At 66.6% G+C, this 21010-nt stretch carries 17 protein-coding genes; 13 read left to right on the forward strand and 4 right to left on the reverse strand.

Features of this window, described 5'->3' with window-relative positions:
- Positions 1-6 precede the first annotated feature (6 nt).
- Together BZF59_RS11985 and BZF59_RS11990 are read left to right on the forward strand one after the other, a co-directional pair.
- Complete coding sequence (locus tag BZF59_RS11985; RefSeq protein WP_086608509.1) at positions 7-438, forward strand: PAAR domain-containing protein; 432 nt, start codon at positions 7-9, stop codon at positions 436-438.
- 18 nt (positions 439-456) lie between these two features.
- Positions 457-969, forward strand: a complete 513-nt coding sequence (locus tag BZF59_RS11990; protein WP_086608510.1) for a DUF4123 domain-containing protein — start codon at positions 457-459, stop codon at positions 967-969.
- Here BZF59_RS11990 and BZF59_RS11995 read toward each other — a convergent pair.
- Positions 899-2314, reverse strand: coding sequence for a M23 family metallopeptidase (locus BZF59_RS11995; RefSeq protein WP_086608511.1), 1416 nt, complete (start codon positions 2312-2314; stop codon positions 899-901). The genes BZF59_RS11990 and BZF59_RS11995 overlap by 71 nt on opposite strands.
- Before the next feature lie 143 nt (positions 2315-2457).
- Here BZF59_RS11995 and tssK point away from each other — a divergent pair, with 143 nt between their 5' ends.
- The 6 genes from tssK to BZF59_RS12025 are packed head-to-tail and all read left to right on the forward strand — an operon-like array spanning position 2458 to position 12029.
- Positions 2458-3795 carry a type VI secretion system baseplate subunit TssK gene (gene tssK, locus BZF59_RS12000; protein ID WP_086608512.1) on the forward strand — a complete coding sequence of 446 codons (1338 nt, stop codon included), beginning with the start codon at positions 2458-2460 and terminating at the stop codon, positions 3793-3795.
- Positions 3792-5300 (forward strand): type IVB secretion system protein IcmH/DotU, encoded by a 1509-nt coding sequence (gene icmH / locus BZF59_RS16500; protein ID WP_086608513.1) that lies wholly within the window; start codon positions 3792-3794, stop codon positions 5298-5300. The genes tssK and icmH overlap by 4 nt, the downstream gene beginning before the upstream one ends.
- Before the next feature lie 24 nt (positions 5301-5324).
- Positions 5325-8807 (forward strand): type VI secretion system membrane subunit TssM, encoded by a 3483-nt coding sequence (gene tssM, locus BZF59_RS12010; RefSeq protein ID WP_086608514.1) that lies wholly within the window; start codon positions 5325-5327, stop codon positions 8805-8807.
- An 11-nt stretch (positions 8808-8818) separates the two neighbouring features.
- Positions 8819-9319, forward strand: a complete 501-nt coding sequence (gene tagF / locus BZF59_RS12015; protein WP_158094310.1) for a type VI secretion system-associated protein TagF — start codon at positions 8819-8821, stop codon at positions 9317-9319.
- A gap of 2 nt (positions 9320-9321) precedes the next feature.
- Positions 9322-10041, forward strand: a complete 720-nt coding sequence (locus tag BZF59_RS12020) for a PP2C family protein-serine/threonine phosphatase (protein WP_158094311.1) — start codon at positions 9322-9324, stop codon at positions 10039-10041.
- A gap of 2 nt (positions 10042-10043) precedes the next feature.
- Positions 10044-12029: a serine/threonine-protein kinase gene (locus tag BZF59_RS12025; RefSeq protein ID WP_086608517.1), complete on the forward strand. Its 1986-nt coding sequence runs from the start codon at positions 10044-10046 to the stop codon at positions 12027-12029.
- Positions 12030-12038: 9 nt separating this feature from the next.
- Here BZF59_RS12025 and tagH read toward each other — a convergent pair whose 3' ends face one another.
- The 3 genes from tagH to BZF59_RS12040 are packed head-to-tail and all read right to left on the reverse strand — an operon-like array spanning position 12039 to position 16334.
- On the reverse strand, positions 12039-13733 hold the full coding sequence (gene tagH, locus BZF59_RS12030) for a type VI secretion system-associated FHA domain protein TagH (protein ID WP_086608518.1): 1695 nt from the start codon (positions 13731-13733) through the stop codon (positions 12039-12041).
- Positions 13730-14305: a DUF6931 family protein gene (locus BZF59_RS12035; RefSeq protein WP_086608519.1), complete on the reverse strand. Its 576-nt coding sequence runs from the start codon at positions 14303-14305 to the stop codon at positions 13730-13732. Before BZF59_RS12035 ends, tagH begins: the two co-directional genes overlap by 4 nt.
- Positions 14306-14345: 40 nt before the next feature.
- On the reverse strand, positions 14346-16334 hold the full coding sequence (locus BZF59_RS12040; protein ID WP_086608520.1) for a type VI secretion system Vgr family protein: 1989 nt from the start codon (positions 16332-16334) through the stop codon (positions 14346-14348).
- 217 nt (positions 16335-16551) lie between these two features.
- On the opposite strand from BZF59_RS12040, the gene BZF59_RS12045 reads away from it, so the two are divergent.
- From BZF59_RS12045 to BZF59_RS12065, 5 genes are all read left to right on the forward strand, one after another.
- Positions 16552-17247, forward strand: a complete 696-nt coding sequence (locus BZF59_RS12045) for an OmpA family protein (RefSeq protein WP_158094312.1) — start codon at positions 16552-16554, stop codon at positions 17245-17247.
- Positions 17248-17272: 25 nt separating this feature from the next.
- A complete protein-coding gene (locus BZF59_RS12050; protein WP_086608522.1) occupies positions 17273-18304 on the forward strand; it encodes a type VI secretion system protein TssA in 1032 nt (343 codons plus the stop codon).
- Positions 18305-18395: 91 nt separating this feature from the next.
- Positions 18396-18923: a type VI secretion system contractile sheath small subunit gene (tssB, locus tag BZF59_RS12055; protein ID WP_086608523.1), complete on the forward strand. Its 528-nt coding sequence runs from the start codon at positions 18396-18398 to the stop codon at positions 18921-18923.
- A 60-nt stretch (positions 18924-18983) separates the two neighbouring features.
- Positions 18984-20471, forward strand: coding sequence for a type VI secretion system contractile sheath large subunit (gene tssC / locus BZF59_RS12060; RefSeq protein WP_086609183.1), 1488 nt, complete (start codon positions 18984-18986; stop codon positions 20469-20471).
- Between the two features lie 50 nt (positions 20472-20521).
- Positions 20522-21004, forward strand: coding sequence for an Hcp family type VI secretion system effector (locus BZF59_RS12065; protein WP_086608524.1), 483 nt, complete (start codon positions 20522-20524; stop codon positions 21002-21004).
- Positions 21005-21010 lie beyond the last annotated feature (6 nt).

Here is a 21010-nt window from a genome sequence, read left to right on the forward strand (position 1 = left end):
CACGTTATGCCGCCCGCCGCCCGCATCACTGACATGCACACCTGCCCGATGGTCAATCCCGGGCCGGTGCCGCATGTCGGCGGGCCGGTTATCAAGGGCCAGCCCAATGTGCTGACGTGCATGATGCCGCAGGCGCGGATCAGCGACATGTGCGTGTGCGTCGGTCCGCCCGATGTGATCGTCAAGGGATCGGCGACGGTGCTGGTCGGCAGCCTGCCCGCCGCGCGGCTCGGCGATACCACCGCGCATGGCGGCGTGATCGTCAGCGGCGCGCCGACGGTGCTGATCGGCGACAGCGCCAATTCGGGCGGCGGCGGTGGCGGGGCTGGCATGGGCATGGCCGTGCCGGTGCCCTTTTCGGCTCCCAACCTTCAGACCAAGGCGATGATCGGCGCGCACAAGGAAGCCAAGCCCTTCTGCCGCATCTGCCAGCAATGATCCCATTGGCGGCCTTGCATGGCTGACTGGTTCGCAATGGTGGACGGGGCCGCCGACCCGCGGCTCTACCCGCTGATTGCCTCTGCCAGCGAACATGCCTGCCTCTACGAGGCTGACTACCCCGAGGACACCCTTGCCGCGCTGCCGCATCTGGTGCGCCTCGTGCCCGGCGAGCAGCTGCCCGAGCTGTGGCGGCGGCACGAATCCGGGCGGTTTTGGGGAATGGCGATCCGCTCGCCGCTGGGCTTCAAGCCGCTGCGCCGCCACCTGCGCAAGTTCACCACCGCGCGCCTGCCGCTCGGCGATGTGGTGCTGTTTCGCTTCTGGGATCCGCGGGTCTTCGCGACCTTTGCCGAAAGCGCGACGCCCGAGGAGATCGGGCCGTTCTTTCAGGGGATCGAAGCGGTGATCATCGATCTCGGCCCGGGCGGGCGCAAGCGGTACTGGTGGGACGGCGGTGTCAGGACGGCGGAAGGTCATCCGTCAGGCAGCGCACCGAGCTCGCATCCACCGCGGCCGCAGCCCGCGTGACCTTGGGGCTCTGCGAGATTTCTGCGATGGTCGCCTTGCGCTGCGAGAGATACATCCTGAGCTCGTCCGCCGCCAGCGCCTCGCTCACGGTGTTCTCGAAGCTGAGCGGATCGACGTAGTCGCCCGCCACCCGGATCTCGAAATGCAGGTGCGGCCCGGTCGAACCGCCGGTCGTGCCGACATAGCCGATCACCTGCCCCTGCGTCACCGGGCCGCCGACCGCCAAGCCGTCGGCAAAGGCATCGAGGTGCATGTAGCGCGTCTCAAGCCCGTCGCCATGATCGATCTTGATGAGGTTGCCCGCGCCCCCCGCCATCGCCCGGAACAGCACCGTCCCCTTGCCCGCCGCATAGATCGGGGTGCCGGTGGGGGCGGCGAAATCGACGCCGTTGTGGTTTTTGGGGGTCTTGTAGATCGGGTGAAAGCGCGGCCCGAATTTCGAGGTGATGCGCGCGCCGTCGACCGGGGTGCGCATTAGCGAGCGGGCGTTGCCCTGCCCTTTCTCGTCGAACCAGCGCGGCACGTTCTCGTTGCTTGGCACATAGGCGAAGAACACGCGCCGCACGCCGCCGGTCTCGAACTCGACCGAAACCAGCCGCGGCGGCTCGACCTCGCGGCCGCTGGCGGTGACGGTTTCCTCCCACACCGCGCGGAACTTGTCGCCGACGCGGATCTGCGCCCAGTCGACGTCGAAAGCGAAGGCCTGGGTGAAATCGCTGACCAGCCCGTTGGGGATGCCCGCGTCGACCGCCGAGGCGTAGAAGGTGCAATCGTCATAGACCCCGCTCGCTTCGCGGAAGCGCACCTGTGCGGTTTCGACCACGCTTTCGCGCTTGAAACTGTCGGGGCCCGCGCGCACCAGCCGTACGGTCGCGCCGTTGCCGAGCTCGGCATTGAGCGCGTGGATCGCGGGGCTGCCGCCGGCCCGGTCGAGCTCGACCGAGACCATCATCGGCTCGATCGTGCCGAGCGCGGCGATCACTTCGCGCGCGGCGCGCCCTGCATCACTCGCCGGAATGCCGAGGCCTTCGAGATTGGCGCTGAGCTGGGCCAGATCGGCGGCCTGGAAGATCATCGTCTCGAACTTGGGTGCTGTCGGAGCAGCGGGCTTGGCGGCGGCTGCGGCCTCGTGCGCTTCGACCCCCGGCTTTCCAGTGAACGCGCCCCAAGGCACGAACACCGCGATCGCCCCCAGCGCCAGCACTGCGGCGACCCCTCCGCCGAGCCACAGCATGGCCGGACGGCGGGAGGACGATGGTGGCGGTGTCTCAGGTTCAGGTGCGCTTGGCGGCACCCCGGGCTGCACCCAGGTGCGCGGATTGAAGCTGGTGGATTCTGGCTCCATCGCGGCGGCTTTCCAACTCCCGGCCCCCAGGGAATGAAAGCGCGGAGCAGCAACGCTGATCGAAAAGGCTACTGCGCACGCACGCCGCGCTTTATCTGGCCTGCGTCCTATGCTTAACTGGATGCGGATGAGGGGGCAAGTGGATGAGCGATAGAAATCGTGTTGCGTGGCGGGAGGGCATGTTCCTGCGGCCGCAGCACTTCCAGGCTCAGGATCGCTTCATCGAAAGCTTCGTGTCGGCGCGGCACGATTGGGCGCTGCCCTTTTCGTGGGGGCTGGTCGAGATCGAGATCGATCAGGCCCTGTCCGAGCTGGGCCAGTTCGCGATCCGCAAGGCGCGCGGGGTTATGCCCGACGGCACGCCCTTCGCCATCCCCGCCGATATGCCAGCGCCCGCCCCGCTGGCGATCAATCCGCAGACCCGCGATGCGGTGATCTATCTCACCCTGCCGCCGCGCACGGCGGGGGCAGTGGAGTTCATGGAAGCGGGCAGCGGCTCGCTCGATGCGCGCTTTCTGGTGGCCGAGGCTTCGATCGGCGACAATTTCGCCAGCGAGCGCACGATCGAGGAGATCGAGCTGGGCACCGCCAACCTGCGCTACGGCATCACCCCGGACGAGACCGAGGGGCGCCTGCTGCTGGGCGTGGCGCGCATCCGCGAAGTGGCGGGCAAGCGGCTGGTGTTCGACGATCGCTACATCGCCCCGACGCTCGATCTGGCGGCCTGCCGGTTGCGCCCGGTGCTCACCGACCTGATCGGACGCGCCGATCAGCTGGTCTCCGAACTGGCCCTGCGCGCAGCCGAGACGATTGAGGGTGGGCAAGACACCTACCGCGCCTTCCTGATGCTGCAGGCGCTCAATCGCTGGATCGCGATCCTCGGCCATCTCGCGCACATGCCCGCGATCCATCCCGAACGCGCCTTCGAGAATCTGCTGGCCATGGCGGGTGAATTGTCGACGCTGACCCGCAAGGAGCGGCGTCCGCCCGAACTGCCGAAATATGATCACGAGAACCTGCAGGCCTGCTTCGACCCGGTGATCGATCTGTTGCAGCTGCTGCTGTCGGCGGGGATCACCTATTCGGTCGAGCAGCTCAAGCTCGACCGCAAGGGGCCGGGGCAGTTCATGCACGTGATCAAGAACCGCACGCTGCTGCGCCAGAGCTTCCTGTTCCTGGCGGTGACCGATTCGACCAAGTCGATGGAGGAAATCCGCAAGCGCTTCCCCGCGATGTGCAAGATCGGGCCGAACACCAAGATGCCGACGCTGATCGCCTCGGCGCTGCCGGGCATTCCGCTGCGGCACGTCACCACGCCGCCCGGCCAGCTTCATGCGCTGCCGGGCTATGTCTATTTCGAACTCGATCGCGGAGCGCCGGACTGGCCGGAAGTCTACGATGCAGCGGCGCTGGGCCTGTTCGTCTCCGACGTCTGGCCGCAACTCAACCTCGAACTGTGGGCGGTTAAGCAGAAGCAATGACCAGCGACGATCGCAACAAGACCGTGTTCCGCCCCTCGCCGCTCAAGCGCGGTGCCGGAACTGGCGGAGATGGCGCCGCACCCGCGCCAGGCCAGCCCCCGGCACAGGGCGGATTTTCAGGCGGGATGGGCGATTGGGATCAGAACGCGCCCCCGGCGGGATTGCCCGCTGGGGGCGCTTCGCCATTGGGCCCGGGCGGGGGTAGCTCCGGTGGCGGGGGCGGAGGCTTCAGCCCGCTGGCGCAGGACCCCTTCGGCGCCGCGCCGGGCCAGCCTGCGACGCGCGAGCCGGTGCTGGCGCAGGAGCAGTTCAGCGATTCGGTGCCCCAGCCCCCGCAGCCGCGGCGCGATCGCAATGTGTTGATGGCCCACGCCGCGCCGGTGCTGGCGATGGCCGCCGCGCTGCAATCGGGCCGCTGGCAGGTATCGATGGGCGAGTTCCACCGCCGCGCCACCGAAGCGATCAGCGCCTTCGACGCGGCGATCCAGCCGGTCTACCCCGACGCGGTCAAGCAGCGCGCCAAATATGCCCTGTGCGCCACGATCGACGATATCGCCCAGAACCTGCCCGGCGTCGGCGGAGGCGGGGCCGAATGGGCCCAGCGCAACATGGTAGTGATCTTCTTCCGCGAAAACATCGCAGGCGATCGCTTCTGGGAATTCGTCGACGAAGTGCTGCGCGATCCGGCGCGCAACCGCGATCTGATCGAGCTGTTCCATGCCTGCCTTGCCGCCGGGTTCGAAGGCCGCACCCGCGCGATGCCTGACGGGCACAATCGCAAGGGGCAGGTGATGGCGAGCCTCATCGCCGCGCTGGATCATGTCCGCAGCCTCTCGCAAAGCGAGATCGTCAGCCAGTGGCGCGGCACGCCGACGCCGCGCAAGAGCCACAATTTCTGGAGCGTGATCGGGCTCGCCGCAGCACTCGCGGCGGGGCTGTGCTTCCTCGTCTTCCTCGTGTTCTTCGTCACGCTGATGCTGACCGGGGAGGACGCCTACAACCGCGTCGCGGGGCTGTTCCCCGATGAGCCAGTTGCGCTCACCCGGCAGGCCCAGCCGCTTGCCTTGCCGCCCAGCGGCACCGAAGCGCGGCTCAAGACCTTCCTCGCCGAGGAAATCGCCGCCGGGCTGGTGGTGGTCGACGGCAACCGGGTGCGCACCACGGTCGGCACGCTGTTCGAACCCGCCGCCGCCAGTCTGGTTGCCGGACGCGAGGCGATTTTCGAGAAGATCGGCAAGGCGATCGAGCTCGAGAAAGGGCCGGTGACGGTCGAGGGCCATGCCGATTCCGACAAGATCAGCCCCACCATCGAATTTGCCGACAACCTCGCCCTGTCCAAGGCCCGGGCCGAGACTGTCGCACAGATCGTGCGCGCGCAGCTCAGCGATGGCGGGCGGATCACCGTGGTCGGGCTGGGCGACACCGTCCCGCTCGCCTCCAACGCCACGGCGGAGGGCAAGGCGCAAAACCGCCGGGTCGAATTCGTGGTCGAGCTGGGCAACTAGGCGTCAGGCGGGGGCAAGATTGCAATGAAGAAGTTCCTGACCAACTGGTGGACGGTCTCGATTGGCACGATGGTGCTGCTCGCGCTGCTGCTGTGCCTCGGCCTGCCGCTGTTCATCGACGCGCTGAAGCCGCTGTGGGTGCGGCTGACGATTGCCGGGCTGCTGGTGCTGGCGTGGCTCGCGTGGTTCCTGCTGCGCCGCCGCGCCGCGAAGAAGGCCGAGGCGGCGCTCGCCGCCGAACTGGCTGGGCCCGATGCGGCGGGCGAAGAGGCCGGCGCGGTGCAGGGCCGGATGGCCGCCGCATTGAAGCAGCTCCGCGAAGCGGGCGGCGGCAAGCGCGGCTATCTCTATGCCCAGCCATGGTACGTCATCATCGGGCCGCCGGGGGCGGGCAAGACCACCGCGCTGATGAATTCGGGCCTGCGCTTCCCGCTCGCCGACCGCACGCTGCAAGGCACCGGGGGGACGCGCAATCTCGACTTCCTCTTCGCGGAGGAAGCCGTGCTGGTCGACACGGCGGGCCGCTACACCACGCAGGACAGTGACAGCGCGGTCGACAATGCCGGATGGAAGCGCCTGCTCGAATTGCTGCGCAAGCACCGCCCGTTCGAGCCGGTGAACGGCATTCTCGTGGCGATCCCGGCGGACGATCTGCAACGCGGCGACGTGCGCGTGATCGACAATCACGCCGCGATCATCCGCCGCCGCCTTCGCGAAATCCGCGAGGCGTTGCAGGTCGAACTGCCGGTCTATCTGCTGATCACCAAGGCCGATTTGCTTGCCGGCATGACGGAATATTTCGCCGATCTGGATGTCGACGGGCGGCGCGCGGTGATCGGACATACCTTCCCGGCGATCGCGCCCCGGCTGGAGTCGGCCGACATCACCTCGGCTTTCGACGAGGTCACCAATGATGTCGCCGCCCGCCAGCCCAAGCGGCTGGAGGAGGAAAAGGACATCCGCCGCCGGGGCCTGATCCTCGGCTTTCCGGCCCAGCTCTTCGCGCTGCGCCCGGCGCTGTTCCGGCTGATCGAAGGCGCCTTCCTCAACGAAGATCGCCCGAGCGGGCGGCTGCGCGGCTTTTACCTCACCTCGGGCACGCAGGATGGCAGCGCGATCGACCGCATCCTGCAAGGGGTGAGCAAGACTTATGGCGCATCTGCGGCGGGCGGCGCGCAGGAGGGGCGGGCGTTCTTCCTCAACCGGCTGCTTCAGGAGGTGGTATTCAAGGAAGCCGGGATGCCGGTCTCCGACCCCGCGCTTGAACGCAAGCGCCAGCGCCAGATCACCGCCGTCGGCGTCGCGCTCGCCGCCGCGGTGGTGCTGGCGGTGGGGCTGTGGACGGTCAGCTTCCTCGGCAACCGCGGCTTCCAGTCCGACACGCTGGCGGCCGCTGACACGATCAAGGGCGAGATCGATTCGAGCCGCCTCGATCTGGTCAGGATCGGGGCGAGCGACGCCTCGCTCGAGCAGGTGCTGCCGCTGCTCGATGCGCTGCGCGATCTGCCCGAGGGCTATCAGGCGCAGGCCGATGGCGGCCCGTCGCTGTTCAACCGCTTCGGCCTGTTCCAGAGCAGCCTCGCTCAGCGCAATGCCGAGGCCTATCACATCGGCCTGCGGCGTATTCTGCTGCCGCGCATCATGCTGCGGCTGGAAGACAAGATGCGCGCCGAGCTGGCCGATCCGCTGGCGCTGTATGAACCGCTCAAGGTCTATCTGATGCTCGGCGGCGGTGCGCCCGGACGGCGGATTGATCCCGACACGGTGCGTCAGCATGTCGCCGCCGACTGGGCGAGCGAGGTCTTCCCCGGCGCGGAAATGGCGCCTGTGCGCGAACGGCTGGCGCTGCATCTCGATGCGCTGACCAAGGACCCCAACATCTCCGCTGGCTGGGCTGGCGGCAAGGCGCCGCTCGATGGCGAGCTGGTGGCCGCCGCGCGTACCGCGGTGGGCAGCATGAGCCTGTCGCAGCGTGCCTTCGCGATTCTGCGCGCCAAGACCGCCAAGCCGGAAGAAGACTTCCAGATGGCGACCCTGCTGCAACCGGGCGATGCGGCGGCCTTCGCCGATCCCGATGCGCTGCTGGCGATCCGCGTGCCCTATCTCTTCACCCGCAAGGGGTTCGAGCAGTCCTATGCCATCGCGCGGGCCGATGTGGCGCAGGATCTCAAGAACGAGACCTGGGTGCTCGGCCAGACCACCGGCAGCATCGAGGGTGAGCTGAGCGGGATGCAGCAGGGCATCTCCACGATCTATGCGCAGGAATACATCGCCCAGTGGAAGGGCGTGGTGGGTGCACTGAAGGCGGCGGATTACTTCAACAATCCGCAGGCCTTCCGCGCGCTGACCAAGGATCCCTCGCCGCTGCGCACGGTGCTGCTGGAAGTGCGCAAGAACACCAATTTCAAGGACCCGAGCCCGCTCGACAAGGCCGAGAAGCTGGCGCTCGACAAGCTCAAGCAGACCAAGGTCGGCAAGATCGGCGAAAAGCTGGCGAGCGGGAGCAGCGCGAGTTCCGCCGATGGCGAGATCACCATGGCCTTCGCCGATCTCAACGCCTGGACCGGCACCGGGCAGGCGCCGGGCGAGATCAAGACCTTCATCGATACGGTCCGCCAGACCTTCTCCTCGGTCAGCGCTTCGGGCCAGCCGGGGACGGGCGGCAGCGCCGCCGAGGCGCTGGCCCCGGTGCTGGGCGAACTGAAAACGGCCGCAACGCAAGCCCCCGAAATCATGCAGGGCTTTGCCAACGGCGTGGTCGAAGGCGGCAGCTCTTCGGGCGTGGCTGTGCTGCAGGGCGAGGCGACGCTGGCCTACAGCCAGCAGGTCCAGCCGGCCTGCGAGCAGGCGGTGGGCGACAAGTTCCCGTTCCAGAAGGTCGCCACCACGGATGCCGCGGTGGGTGAGGTGCGCGCGACCTTCGGGCCGGGCGGGCTGGTGCCGCAGTTCATCCAGACCCGGCTCGACGCCTATCTCGACCGCAGCGGCGAGGACTGGCGCTGGACCGAAGGCGATCCGGTCGCCGCCAGCTTCAGCCCCGCCACGCCCAAGAACATGCAAAAGGCCGACGCGCTGGCGCTGACCATCGGCGAGGGCCTGCCGCTCAGGCTGGAGCTGATGCAGCTGGGGCGCGAGGCGAACCGGGTTGAGCTGAGCACCGGTGGGATCGCGCTCCGCTTCGATCTCGATGACAACAAGGTGCAGGAACTGACCTGGCAGTTCGGCGGCGGAATGGTGCAATCTTCCGAGGTCAAAATCATCGCCAATGGTGGGATCGAGGGCCTTGGCCCGCCCGAACAGGTCGCCTGGAAGCGGCCGGAAAGCGGGCCGTGGTCGCTGTTCCGCCTGCTCGAGCGGGCGCGGGTGCGGGCGGTGACGGATGACACGGTGGAGGCCGAGTTCAACCCCGGCCCGGCGCGCGCGGTGTTCCGCATTTCCTTTCCGGCCGATCGCAATCCGTTCAGCGGCGGCGGCCTGTGGTCGGTGCAATGTCCGCAGATGCTTTGACCCGCGCGCCGGTGGCCTCTGCCTGCCTCGAATGTCCGGCGCTGTTCGGCAAGCTGCCGGGGCACGGCGATTTCATCAGCCGCGGCGTGCCGGGGGCCTTGCGCGCGCCGTTCGACCAATGGCTGAGCGACTGGCTCGCCGCCGCGCAGGAGGCGCTGGGCGCGGACTTTGTCGAGGCTTACGAGACCGCCGCCCCCTGGCTGTTCCTGAGCGCCCGCGCCGCGGCGGTGCTGCTCCCCAGCGTCGATGCGGTCGGGCGGCATTTCCCGCTGCTGGCGGTAACCGCGCCCGATGTGCCGCTGCAATCCACCTATGATGCGATGGTCGATGCGGTCAGCGACGGATCGGACAGCGATGCTCTGCGCGCCGCGCTCGCCGCGCTGGCTCCGGCAGTGGAGCCTCCTGCGGCACCGCCCGCGCCGCGCTGGTTCCTCCCCGAAGGTGCGCCGCCGTGCCTGCCCGAGCCCGATTCGGTGCCGTCCTGGCCTCTGGTAGAAGGATGCTTCGTGTGACCATGATACCCGTCAGAGCCGCCGGTCGCAGCGAAACCGGTCTGGTGCGCGCGCAGAACGAGGATTCGATGCTGCTTGATGACGAGGGCAGCTTCTGGATCGTGTTCGACGGGATGGGCGGTCACCAGAACGGCGCGGCGGCTTCGCGCATGGCGGCGCTGGCCTTTGCCGGCGAACCGCTACCTGCCGCCTTCGATCCGGCGATTGATCGCTTCGCGGAGCAGATCCAGCTGGTTAACAGCCAGATCCAGGCCGAGGCCGCGGCGCAGGGTGGGGGCACCATGGGCACCACCGCAGTCGGCCTGATCCTGCGCGGGCGCGAATTCGCGGTCGGCTGGGTGGGGGACAGCCGCGCCTATATCATGCGGCGCGGTGGGCTGTTCCAGCTGACGGTCGATCACACCCATGTGCAGGATCTGATCGACGAGGGCATTCTCACCCCCGCCGATGCCGTCGGCCACCCGATGTCGCACGTGCTGACCCGCGCGCTGGGCGTGAGCCCGGAGCTTCAGGTCGATATCATCAAGGACGAGATCGAGCCCGGCGACCGGTTCCTGCTGTGCAGCGACGGGCTGAGCGGCCCCGTCTCCGACGCCGAAATCCGCGCGCTGATCGAGGCCGACAGCCCGCAAAGTGCGGTTGATGCGCTGATCGAGCGCGCCTATGCCCACGGGGCACCGGACAATGTGACTGCCATCGTGATCGAGATCGGGGCTTTCTGACCATGAGCAAGCCTCCCGAAGAGGAAGACCGCACGGTCTATCAGCCCAAGGGCAGCGCGCCCTCGCCGCCATCCCCGGCCGCGCCGCCTGCGCCCCCGACTGCGTCTTCGCCCCCGCCTGCCTCGCCGCCTCCCCCTCCGCCCCCGTCCGGAGGAGGCGGCTCGCGCCAACAGATTGCCGATGGCACGGTGCTCAACGGCATCTACCGCATCACCCGCTTCATCGCGCGCGGCGGGATGGGGGAGATTTACGAGGCGGTGAATGTCCACCAGCTCGATGACCGGGTGGCGGTCAAGGTCATGCTCCAGCACATGGCCGAGGACGAACTGGTCGCGGCGATGTTCGCCAACGAGGGCGCGACGCTCACCCGGCTCAACCACGAAGCGATCGTGCAATACCGCCTCGCCGCGCGGGAGAGCGAGGGGCGGCCCTATATCGTCACCGAGTTCATCCCCGGCCCCAATCTCGAGGAACGGCTCGGCCAGCTCAAGCTGACCGACGCGGAATTCCTCGCGATCGCGCAAAAGCTCGCGGCAGGGCTGGGGACGGCGCACACGCTGGGTGCGATCCATCGCGATATCGCGCCCGATAACATCCTGCTGGTGGACGGCGATCCGGGGCGGCCCAAGATCATCGACTTCGGCATCGCCAAGGACGCGCGCGGGCAAAGCGGCACGATCGTGGGGGACGGGTTCGCGGGCAAGCTCGGCTATGTCGCGCCTGAACAGCTGGGCGAATATGGCCGCAATGTCGGGCCCTGGACCGATATCTACAGCCTCGCGCTGACCTTGCGCGCGGTGGTGGCAGGCAAGCGTTCGGACATGGGCGGATCGATGGCCGATGCGGTGCGCAAGCGCATGGACGTGCCCGACCTGTCGGACATTCCCCCACCGTTCCGCTCCGCCTTTGCCGCAGCGCTCCAGCCTGATCCGGCGCGGCGTCCGCAATCCATGGCGGAATTCAATGTGCTGCTGACCAGCGGGGCGATCAGCGGCGGGGTGGTGCCCGATATCGGCGTGGCCGGATATGGCGGGGGCACCCAGCTGGTGCCGCCTACCCCGCCGCCGCCTCCGACCAAGACGGGTCTCGGCAAATCATCGTCCGAAGGCGAAGGCAAGAACCGCCTTCCGCTGCTGATCGGCGGCGGCGTGGCGGCGCTGGTGGCGGTCGTGGCGCTGGTGGTGGTCATGAGCCTCGGCGGGAGCGACACGCCCGAGCCCGGCCCGGATACCGAACCCTCGGCACCTGTCGCCGATGCGGCTCCGGCAGCCCCCGCGATCACCCCTGGGACGCCGCAATTTGCAAGCCTCGCGCAGCAAGCCAGCGCGGGCGTGCCCTGTTCATGGCTCTCGCTGGCCAAGGCGGAAGGCGGCGCGGCGCAGTTCACCGGTGCGGCAGCTGTGCCCGCCGAGGCTCAGACGCAGGTCGCCAAGGCGCTTCAGAGCGGGGGTGCAAGCGCCTCAACGCTCGATTTCGGCAATGTGCTGACCTTCCCGCAATCGACCTGCGCGGTGCTCGATGCGCTGCGCGACGCGCGCGGCGGCACGGTGCGAATCGCCACGCCGCAGCTGTCCTACGAAATCCGCAACGAGCCCTACGACACCAGCACCGGACCGACCGAGCCCAAGCCGCACGCCAAGGTGCTGATCCAGATCACCGGATCGGCCCCACCGCGCCAGACCGCGCTGATCTTCGTCTACGACAAGGGCGCTCCCGAAATCATGGACGGTAAGGTCACCCGCGAGCTGGTGGCGCGCTTCAAGGGGACGATGACCGCCGACGGGGTGAGCTTCGCCTTGCCCTACAACCTGTCGCACAGCGGGCAGGAAAATGTCGGGGTGGTCGCGGTGTCCAGCGACAGCCCGCTACCGCGCGACATCACCACCTTCGATGCGGGCTGGCCGCAGCGGTTCCGCGAAGGGGCGAAAGCCGGGCGCTGGACGGTGGACGCGGTGTGGTTCCAGGTCGCCGACCGCCAGCCGGGTTAGAGCGGTGATTCAGCGCGGGCGGCTGCTGGTTTCCTCGTAAGCGCGCCGGAACTCGCGCGAAAAGACTTCGAGGAAGGCTTCGGCCGAGCCTTCTGCCACGCCGCTGAACTGCGCTTCATAGGCCTTCCACAAGGCCGCCTCGCGCTGGCCGGGCAGCACCTTGGCGAGCAGGCCCTGCTCCTTGGTGCGGGCTTTGATCGCGGTGGGTGAGAAGCGCCCAAGCGTCTCGCGCAGCGCGCCCTGCATCGCCTTCAGCGTAGCGATCTGGTGGGCTTGCAGGTCGCGATAGGCCTCCTCGATCCCGTCCTCGGCCTCCATGTAACCGCGCAGGTGCGGGTTGAGCATCATCGCCAGCGCCTGATCGACATTCCGCGCGAACTTGAGCGGATTGTTGCCATCGAAGCTGAGCGCGGTTCCGGCGGCGCCCATCTCCTCCTTGGCCCGGGCGCGGGCTTCGAGCAGGATCATCAGCCCGGCGATCAGGTGACGCAGCATCCGCCCGGTCTTGGCGGCGGTCTCCTCAGGGCTGAGCTTGAGCTGGCTGGCGGGCACGCCCAATTCGCTCAGCAACGCTCCGAACACGGCATCGGACAGCGGTGCGGGCGCGTCGGCGACCGGCGAGGGCCGGACGCGCATCGGCGGTGCGGCGGTCGGCACAGCGGTCGGTTCCGGGGGCGGTGCGGCAGCGGGCTGGCCCCACGGGTCGGCGGAAGGCGCGGGCGGCGGCGGGCTCGCCGGCTGATCGGGCCAAGGCGCTGCGGACGGCGGCGTTGCTTGTGGGGCGGCCGGGTCGAGCGGCGCAAAGCTCCCACCACCAGCAGGCGGCGGCGCAGGTGGCGAAGGCGGCACGCTACCCGGCAAGGGCGCAAAGCCGCCGCCCGGCGCGGCTGCGGGCGGCGCTGGTGGCACTGGCGCAGGCACCGGGGCCGCAGCGCCCGGCAGCGGCGCAAAGGGATCGCGGCTCTCTGCCGCCCCGCCGCCCCCGCCCAGCGGCGCAAAAGGATCGCCCGCTCCCGGCGCTGGGGTCGCGCTGCCCGGCAGGGGCGCGAATCCCGAAGACTCGGCCAGCGGATCGGCGAAGGGATCGAAATCGGGATCGACCGACCAGGCGGCATTGTTCCAGTCGACTTCGTTCTTGGCGGTGAAATTGCCGAAGATGTCATCCGCGCTCGGCCCGCCAGTGCCGCGATTGGTGTCTTCGGACCATACCGAAACCTTGTCGGGGGCGGCCTGCGGCAAGTCCCATCCGCCGAAGTCGGTCGAGGGCGGCGGCGCGGGCGGTGCCGAGGGCCGCGCGCCCGGCACATCGTGCCAGTCGCCATAGCCCGTCCCCTGCACCGCGGCGGCGGCATCGGCGACTTCGCTCTCGTGCTGCTGCAAGGCCGCGCCCGCCAGCCGCGCCTCGATCGTATAAGGCCCGATCCGGAACCGGTCGCCCGGCGCGATCCGGTGCGCGCCCGCCAGCGGCTGATCGGACTGGCCGACAAAGGTGCCGTTGGTGCTGCCATAATCGACGAGGAAATAGGCGTTCTCGCGGAACTGCACCTCGCAATGGCGGCTCGACACCACCCGGCTATCGTCGGGCAGCACCCATTCGCAGGTCAGCGCCCGTCCGATATTCGCCCCCCGGCTGTTGAGCACCAGCTCGGGGCTCGCACCGGAATTGGGGACGTCACTGTTGATGATCCGTAGCGTCAGAGTCATGCCGGAGCGGCCGCCTCCCGTCCGCTGGTAGCGAAGCGATCGGCAAGATCGAGCACCCGGTCGGCGAGGCCCGGATCGGCGATCGCGCTTTCAACCACCACGATCTGCACCGCGCCCGCGACGAGCTGGCCGGGCAGCCCCGGTTCGGCCGGAACGGGCGGGCCGTCTTCGGGCGCGATCGATCCGCCCGAGAAGAAGATCGCCAGCCCGATCAGCGTTTCGGGCCACTCCTGATCGGCGGTCTGGGTCAGCCGTTCGATCGCGCGGCGGTTTTCGTCATCGGGTTCGTGCAGCCAGCGCCGCGCCGAATCGCGCAGCAGCATCCGCGCGGCGTAATCCGGAGCATCGCGCTCCAGCGGCGGCAGGCTCGCCAGACCCCATTCGATCGCTTCGAGCTTGGGCAGGGCTGCGGCGACATAGGCGATCGCCGCGGTCACCTCGCGCGCATCGCGCAGGCTGCGGAACCACGCATCGGGCGCGACGTCGGCGGCAGGCAAGAGCGCGCGCGGCAGCTTCGCCTCCTCGGCGATCTGGCGGGCATTGCTCCAGAAGACGACGGTCCATTCGGTCATGGCTTGGCTTGCGTTTCCTATCAGACGCCGGGCGCGGCGATCAGTTGATCTTAATCAGCGCGCCCTTCTCGGTCAAAACCCCGCCCGCGGAAACCTCGGTCATGGCGTTGCCCTTGATGTTGACCATCAGCGAGGTCAGCGTCGCCCCGGTCGGCGTGAGCTTGAACGAGGTCTGCCCCACGATCAGCTCGATCGACTGCATCGCCTCGATCTTCACCTTGCCCTTGCTGGTGGTGATCGTGAGATTGCCCATGTCGAGCGTCAGCGTGTCATTGCCCTTGCTCAGCGTGGTCTTGCGATTGCCGTCGGTGATCGTGTTGTCTTCGTTCTTCTTGAGCGTGTACTTGCGATTGCCGTCGATCGTGACCTTCTCGTCGTTCTTGACGTAACGCTGGCGGTCATAGCCGACCTTCAGCTCCTCGTTGTGGCCGATATGGGTGCTGGTGTCGTAGCGCACGCGCACATTCATGTCCCGCTCGGCATGGATGAACAGTTCTTCCTTGCCGCCCTTGTCCTCGAAGCGGATCTCGTTGGCCTTGGGCTCGCCGGTGTCGAGCTTTTCGGCCTGCGAATAGGCACTCTGCTCGCCATAGGTCAGCGTGCGCCACACCGCGCGGGTCTTGTTGGCGGGCAGCGGGTAGATCGGCATGTGCTCGGCGTTGAACACGCGGCCCACCACCACCGGCTGATCTGGGTCGCCGTGGAGGAAATCGACCAGCACCTCGTGGCCGACGCGCGGCAGAATGACATTGCCGAGCCCGCCGGTCTGCGAGACGCGGATCCAGCAGGTCGATTTCTCGTCCGGTGTGCTGGCGCGGTCCCAGTGGAAACGCACCTTCACCCGGCCATATTCGTCGGTGTAGATGGTCTCGCCCTTGGGGCCGGTGACGATCGCGGACTCGACCCCGGTCACGCGCGGCTTGGGGGTACGGCGGTGCGCGCGGAACTGGGTGGCAGCCGGGATGGCGACAAAGCGGATGTCGTCGGCGTCCTCATCGGCGGTGCCGGTCTTGTAGGTCTCCGGCGCCATCGCGTGATGTGTGGCGATGATCAGATATTCGCCGTTTAGCCGTGCGGTGGGATGGTGCGCCACGTTGATGGTGGTCCCCGCGCACAGGCTCTTGGCGCTGGTGCGCCCGATGAAGGTGCGGCGCAGCGCGCGGAATTCCTCGAGCCGCACCTTGCTCAGCCGGTTGGCTCGGTCTGCGGTGATGAACTGGCCGGGGTAGTCGTAGTGCTCCTGCGAATCGCAGGCGTGCTGGCACTCGTCCGCAGCCTTGCCGTCCACCGGCTTGACCGGATTCTTGAAGTCATAGCCGCGCAAAGCCACCTGCTCGTGCCCGGTGCTGCCGATTCGCTCGGTCCACACGTGCAGCGCGTGAAACCCGCCAAGCGCATCGCTGACGCGATAGGCCTGCGACGATCCGGCCGCGGCGTTGAAGGCGATGGTGTCGTCCTTGCCCGGCTTGTGGGTGCTGGCCTTGTCGCAGATCACCAGCAGATGCTTGTCTTCGGAATGTTCGAAGAAATAATATAGGCCTTCCTGTTCCATCAGACGCGACAGGAAGTTGAAATCGCTTTCCGCATATTGCACGCAATATTCGAAAGGCTCGTAACTTTCGGTCACGCGCAGTTCGTAGTCGGTGATTGCTGCGGCCCCGAAGACATCCTTGATGATGTCGATGACGGTCTTTTCCTGAAAGATCGCGAAGTTCTGGCGACTCTCCATGAAATAGGTGAAGGGCCGCAGCGAAAGGCTGTAGTGGAACCCGTCGCCGTCTTCTTCGAGATGGCTGGCTTCGGCAAGCAAGCCATTGAAATGGCGCGCGACATCCGCACCTTCCAGGATCGTGACGGTAACCGGCTTGCCGATATGCGGGACAAGATCGATCTCGCTCAGGGTGGCGACGATCTGGAGGTCGATCTCGAAGGGGTTCGACAACTCCTCGCGCGCCGACATGGCGACATATTCGACCTGCTCGTCGCCGAGATTCACCGTCATTCGTACTTCGCGAAATTCCGATGTCATCGCGAATGCCCCCCCCACAACCAAGTTTGTAACGTGGCGCAACCCGGCTTCAGCGCCGACCAAGTCTCCCAAAAGGGGACGGGCCGATCTTGTTCAGCTTGTAACTCTTGGGGCGAAGTGTTACCGCAAGGTCAACAAAAGACAAATGCCAAATCGGTCTGGTCGCAAGGGGCAAACCTGCCCCAACCTGATAAAGCTTTTCGATTGGAGCCGAACGATGAAGGTGCGTTTTTCTATCCTTGCTGCCGCCGCCGGGCTCTGCGTGGCGACCTCGGTTCCGGCATCCGCCGACGCGGCGCAGGATGCCGACAACGTCAAGAAGTGGCGCTGTGTGATCGACAATATTTGTGAAGATGGTGAACGCGTTGTCGGCGAATCGATCGTCGGCGAACCGGTCCGCCGCTTCGATACGAGCGCAACCGCGCCTGCCGCGCCGAAGACAAAGTCCTCGGTGAAGTCCACCGCGCCGGCGCCCGCTCCCAAGGCCCGGCTGCGTGAAGAGCGCCGGCAACTGTCGACCGGGCGCGGGATGACCGGCGGTGCTGCCGTTGATGCGCCCGAGTCGGTCGCAGGGCGCGCCAACCTGTTCGTCACCTTCCGCCGCGGGTCTGCCGATATCGAAACCGGCAACATGTCCGATATCCGCGCGCTCGCCAACGTGATGCGCGATGCGGCTGCGGCCGGGAACAAGCGGGTCATCCAGATCGGTGGGCACACCGACGCTACCGGAGACGATGCCACCAACCTCAAGCTGTCGGATGAGCGGGCTCAGGCCGTGCGCAAGGTGCTGGTGGATCTTGGCGTGCCCGAAGATGCCATTCAGGCGGTCGGCTATGGCGAAACCAAGCTGATCGAAGGCTATGATCCCAATCACGGGGTCAACCGCCGGGTCGAGGTAGTCGTCGTCAACTGACACTACTGGCCGGGGGGCAAAGCGGGTGAAATCGATCGAAGAGCTGCTGGCGCCCGTCTCTGACGACCAGCCCTGCGGCGAGGATATGGACGAAAGCGTCGCGTTCGACACGCTGCGCGCCGCGTTCGACGACAATTTCCCGATCGATTCCGGGGTGTCTCCGCTCGCCGAGGGTGAGCCGGGGCCGCCGCCAGTCAACTGGCGCGACCTGTTCGACGAGATAGAAGGGCTGTGCGACAAGACGAAGGATCTGTGGCTGGCGGTTAGCTATGCCCGCTGCGGCTTTGTGCGCAGCGATCCCGAGATCGTGCTTCAGGGGCTCGAATTCGCGGCCCGGCTGCTGGAAGAGCAGTGGGATCACGTCCACCCGGTGCTCGATGATCCGGGTGGCCGCCTGCGCGCGCCGATCTTTCAGGACATCGCCGGGCGCGGGGCCTTTGCCATGCCCTTCCTTGGCCTGCCGCTGGTGCTCGGCAGCCGGTCGAGCATCAAGGCGGAGCAGCTGCTCGACGCCCATCAGAACGGCGGCGCGTCCGACAGCTTTATCGAAGTGCGGATGACGCTCGACCAGCTGGATGACGAGGGCAAGGCCGCAGTCGCTGCGCAGCTGCGCACGATGCTCGATCTGCTGAACCGGATCGAAGGGCTGCTGCGCGAACACAATCTGCCGGATCGCCCCGATTTCAGCACGGTGCGCGACACCATTCTCGCGGTCGAGGAGGCCTATCTCGCGCTCGCCGGGCTCGACGCGCCCGAAGGCAGCGAGGATGCGGAAGACGATGCCGAGGGCGACGCCGGCGATCTGGCCGAGGCTGCTGGTGTCGGCGGCGGGCCTGCGTTCGGCGGCGCGGTCAAATCGCGCGACGATGTCGTGCGCGCGCTCGGCGCGATCGAGCAATATTACGCCCGCGCCGAACCGGGCCATCCGGTTCGGCTGGCGATGGCGCGGCTGCGCAGCTGGGTGAACAAAGACTTCATGGAAATCCTTGAAGACATTGCCCCGGGCAGCCTCGATGACGTTAAAAGTGTTTTGCTGGAGCGGCGCGATGTGGAATGATCATGGTTGATCAGATCTTAATTCGGTCCGCGGGGCGAGTCGCGGGCTTTGGTGCCAAGGCGCTCGCGTGGTCGATCAGAGGGGGAAGATAATGTCGGATTCCGGTCAGAAGTTCATCAGCCGCAATCGCAAGCCGCGGGTGCACATCTCTTACGACGTGGAAACCTACGGCGCGCGCAAATCGGTCGAATTGCCGTTCGTGATGGGGGTGATCTCCGACCTGTCCGGCAAGAGCGAGGTCGCCAAGAAAGACCTCAAGGACCGCGACTTTCTCGAATTCGACGTCGACAATTTCGACAAGCGCATGGCCGCCATCGCGCCGCGCGCCTCCTTCCTGGTCGACAATGCGATCGAGGGGGAAGGCAAGCTCGGGGTGGATATCACCTTCAAGCGGATGGAAGATTTCGACCCCGGCAAGGTTGCCGAGGCGGTGCCCGCGCTGGCCAAGCTGCTCGAAGCGCGTCGCCAGCTCAACGATCTGCTGATCGCGATCGATGGCAAGTCCAACGCCACCGAGCTGCTCGAAAAGGTGATGCAGGACGAAAACCTGCTCAAGGCGCTCAGCGCGGCCAAGGCCGAAGCTGCCGAAACCCCGGCTGCGCCCGACTCAGCCGAATAATCCGGTTCGTCCGGCCGCCCTATCCCGGGCACATTTTTCGCGTTCGTAACGGAGGGAATGATGGCATCGGATCCATCGAAACTGGATCAAGCACAGGTCGCAGAGACCATCTCGGTCGATGATTTCGCCGAGCTTATCCAGCGCGACTTCAAGCCGCGCGACGATCAGAAGCGCAGCCAGATCGAACAGGCGGTGCAGACGCTGGCGCAGCAAGCGTTGGCTGGCGCGGTCAAGATGGGGGACGATGTCTTCGCCACCATCGACGGCATGATCTCCGAGATCGACCGCAAGCTCTCTGACCAGATGAATGCGATCCTCCACCATCCCGAATTCCAGGCGCTGGAATCGGCATGGCGCGGGCTCGATTATCTGGTCTCCAAGAGCGAGACCGGTCAGGATCTCAAGGTGCGGGTGATGAACATCGCCGAGGCGGAACTGTCCTCGATGTTCAAGCAGTATCGCGGCACGCTGTGGGACCAGAGCCCGCTGTTCAAGAAGATCTACGAATCCGAATTCGGCCAGCTTGGCGGCACCCCCTTCGGCGCCTTCATCTGCGACATGTATTTCGACCATTCGTCGAAGGATCTCAACATCATGAAGGGCCTCGCCCGGATCGGTGCGGCGAGCCATGCGCCGATCATCTCGGCGGCGGATTCGAACCTCTTGGGCATGGACAGCTGGACCGAGGTCTCCGATCCGCGCGATCTCGCCAACCGCTTCGACAGTTCCGACCATGCGGCATGGAACGCCTTCCGCAGCTCGGACGACAGCAAGTATCTGGCGCTGACGATGCCGCGGATGCTCGGGCGGCCGACTTTCTCGGTCAAGGACAACCCGATCGACGCCTTCGAGTTCGACGAAGTGACCGACGGCGAGCACGACAAGCACCTGTGGATCAATGCCGCCTACGGGCTCGGCGTGCGGATCAACGCCGCGTTCCGTGAATATGGCTGGTGCACGCGCATCCGCGGGGTGGAATCCGGCGGCACGCTGGAAGATCTGCCGCTCTCGACCTTCCCCACCGATGATGGCGGGGTCGACCAGAAGTGCCCGACCGAAGTCGCGATTTCGGACCGGCGCGAGGCGGAACTGTCGGAGCTCGGACTGGTCCCGCTGATCCACCGCAAGGGCACCACCAACGCGACCTTCATCGGCTCGCAGACGGTGCACAAGCCCGCCAAGTACGACGATCCCAACGCCACTGCCAACGCGAAGCTGGCGGCGCGCCTGCCCTATCTGTTCGCCAGCTGCCGCTTTGCGCATTACCTCAAGTGCATGGTGCGCGACTGGGTCGGCGGCACGCGCGAGGGGCCGCAATTGCAGGCTGACCTCAGCGACTGGGTCCACCAATATGTCACGGCCGATCCCGATTCGGCCGGCGAAGAAACCAAGGCGCGCCTGCCACTGAAGCGGGCCGAGGTGACGGTTGAACCGGATCCCGAGAATCCGGGCTATTACAAGAGCCGCTTCCTGTTTGTGCCCCACCACCAGTTGGAAGGCATGGATGTGAGCGTCAGCATGGTGTCGCAGCTGCCCAAGGGCAATTGACGAAGTAATTGTTCTGATACGAAAAATTTCCAGAGGAACGGAGAACAGACATGCAAGTTTCAATCTTTCTGAAACTCGACGGGATCGAGGGTGAAGCGACGGACGACGGTCACAAGAACGAGATCAAGCTGGCGAGCTGCAGCTTCACCGCCAGCAACACCTCGTCCTACAACAACGCCTCGAAGACGGTCTCGAAGGGCCAGGCGCTGATGGGCGACATCGCGTTCGGCAAGGAAGTCGACAAGACCTCGGTCGCGCTGTTCAAGGCCTGCGCCTCGGGCAAGGTCATTCCCAAGGGCACGATCGCGTTCCAGGCGAATGTCGGCGACGACAAGAAGATCGACTTCCTCAAGTATGAACTCGAGAACGTCGTGCTCAATTCCTACTCCTTCGCCGCTTCGGGCGAGGCCTATGAAAACGGCACGCTGACCTACGCCAAGATCACCCAGATCTACGACCAGCGCGACGAGAAGGGCACTTCGAGCGGCAAGGTCCAGGGCTACTTCGACGTCCTGCTGAACAAGGCCGGTTAATCGGCC

The sequence above is a fragment of the Erythrobacter donghaensis genome (assembly GCF_002155425.1).
Lineage (GTDB): Bacteria > Pseudomonadota > Alphaproteobacteria > Sphingomonadales > Sphingomonadaceae > Erythrobacter > Erythrobacter donghaensis.

What these genes read in the sequence shown, in the direction of transcription:
- BZF59_RS12020 (WP_158094311.1), top strand. Translation starts at nt 9,322, where the DNA reads ATGATACCCGTCAGAGCCGCCGGTCGCAGCGAAACCGGTCTGGTGCGC.
- BZF59_RS12065 (WP_086608524.1), top strand. Translation starts at nt 20,522, where the DNA reads ATGCAAGTTTCAATCTTTCTGAAACTCGACGGGATCGAGGGTGAAGCG.
- BZF59_RS12045 (WP_158094312.1), top strand. Translation starts at nt 16,552, where the DNA reads ATGAAGGTGCGTTTTTCTATCCTTGCTGCCGCCGCCGGGCTCTGCGTG.
- BZF59_RS12035 (WP_086608519.1), bottom strand. Translation starts at nt 14,305, where the DNA reads ATGACCGAATGGACCGTCGTCTTCTGGAGCAATGCCCGCCAGATCGCC.
- tssM (WP_086608514.1), top strand. Translation starts at nt 5,325, where the DNA reads ATGAAGAAGTTCCTGACCAACTGGTGGACGGTCTCGATTGGCACGATG.
- BZF59_RS11985 (WP_086608509.1), top strand. Translation starts at nt 7, where the DNA reads ATGCCGCCCGCCGCCCGCATCACTGACATGCACACCTGCCCGATGGTC.
- tssK (WP_086608512.1), top strand. Translation starts at nt 2,458, where the DNA reads ATGAGCGATAGAAATCGTGTTGCGTGGCGGGAGGGCATGTTCCTGCGG.
- icmH (WP_086608513.1), top strand. Translation starts at nt 3,792, where the DNA reads ATGACCAGCGACGATCGCAACAAGACCGTGTTCCGCCCCTCGCCGCTC.
- BZF59_RS12040 (WP_086608520.1), bottom strand. Translation starts at nt 16,334, where the DNA reads ATGACATCGGAATTTCGCGAAGTACGAATGACGGTGAATCTCGGCGAC.
- BZF59_RS11990 (WP_086608510.1), top strand. Translation starts at nt 457, where the DNA reads ATGGCTGACTGGTTCGCAATGGTGGACGGGGCCGCCGACCCGCGGCTC.
- tssB (WP_086608523.1), top strand. Translation starts at nt 18,396, where the DNA reads ATGTCGGATTCCGGTCAGAAGTTCATCAGCCGCAATCGCAAGCCGCGG.
- tagH (WP_086608518.1), bottom strand. Translation starts at nt 13,733, where the DNA reads ATGACTCTGACGCTACGGATCATCAACAGTGACGTCCCCAATTCCGGT.
- BZF59_RS12025 (WP_086608517.1), top strand. Translation starts at nt 10,044, where the DNA reads ATGAGCAAGCCTCCCGAAGAGGAAGACCGCACGGTCTATCAGCCCAAG.
- BZF59_RS11995 (WP_086608511.1), bottom strand. Translation starts at nt 2,314, where the DNA reads ATGGAGCCAGAATCCACCAGCTTCAATCCGCGCACCTGGGTGCAGCCC.
- tssC (WP_086609183.1), top strand. Translation starts at nt 18,984, where the DNA reads ATGGCATCGGATCCATCGAAACTGGATCAAGCACAGGTCGCAGAGACC.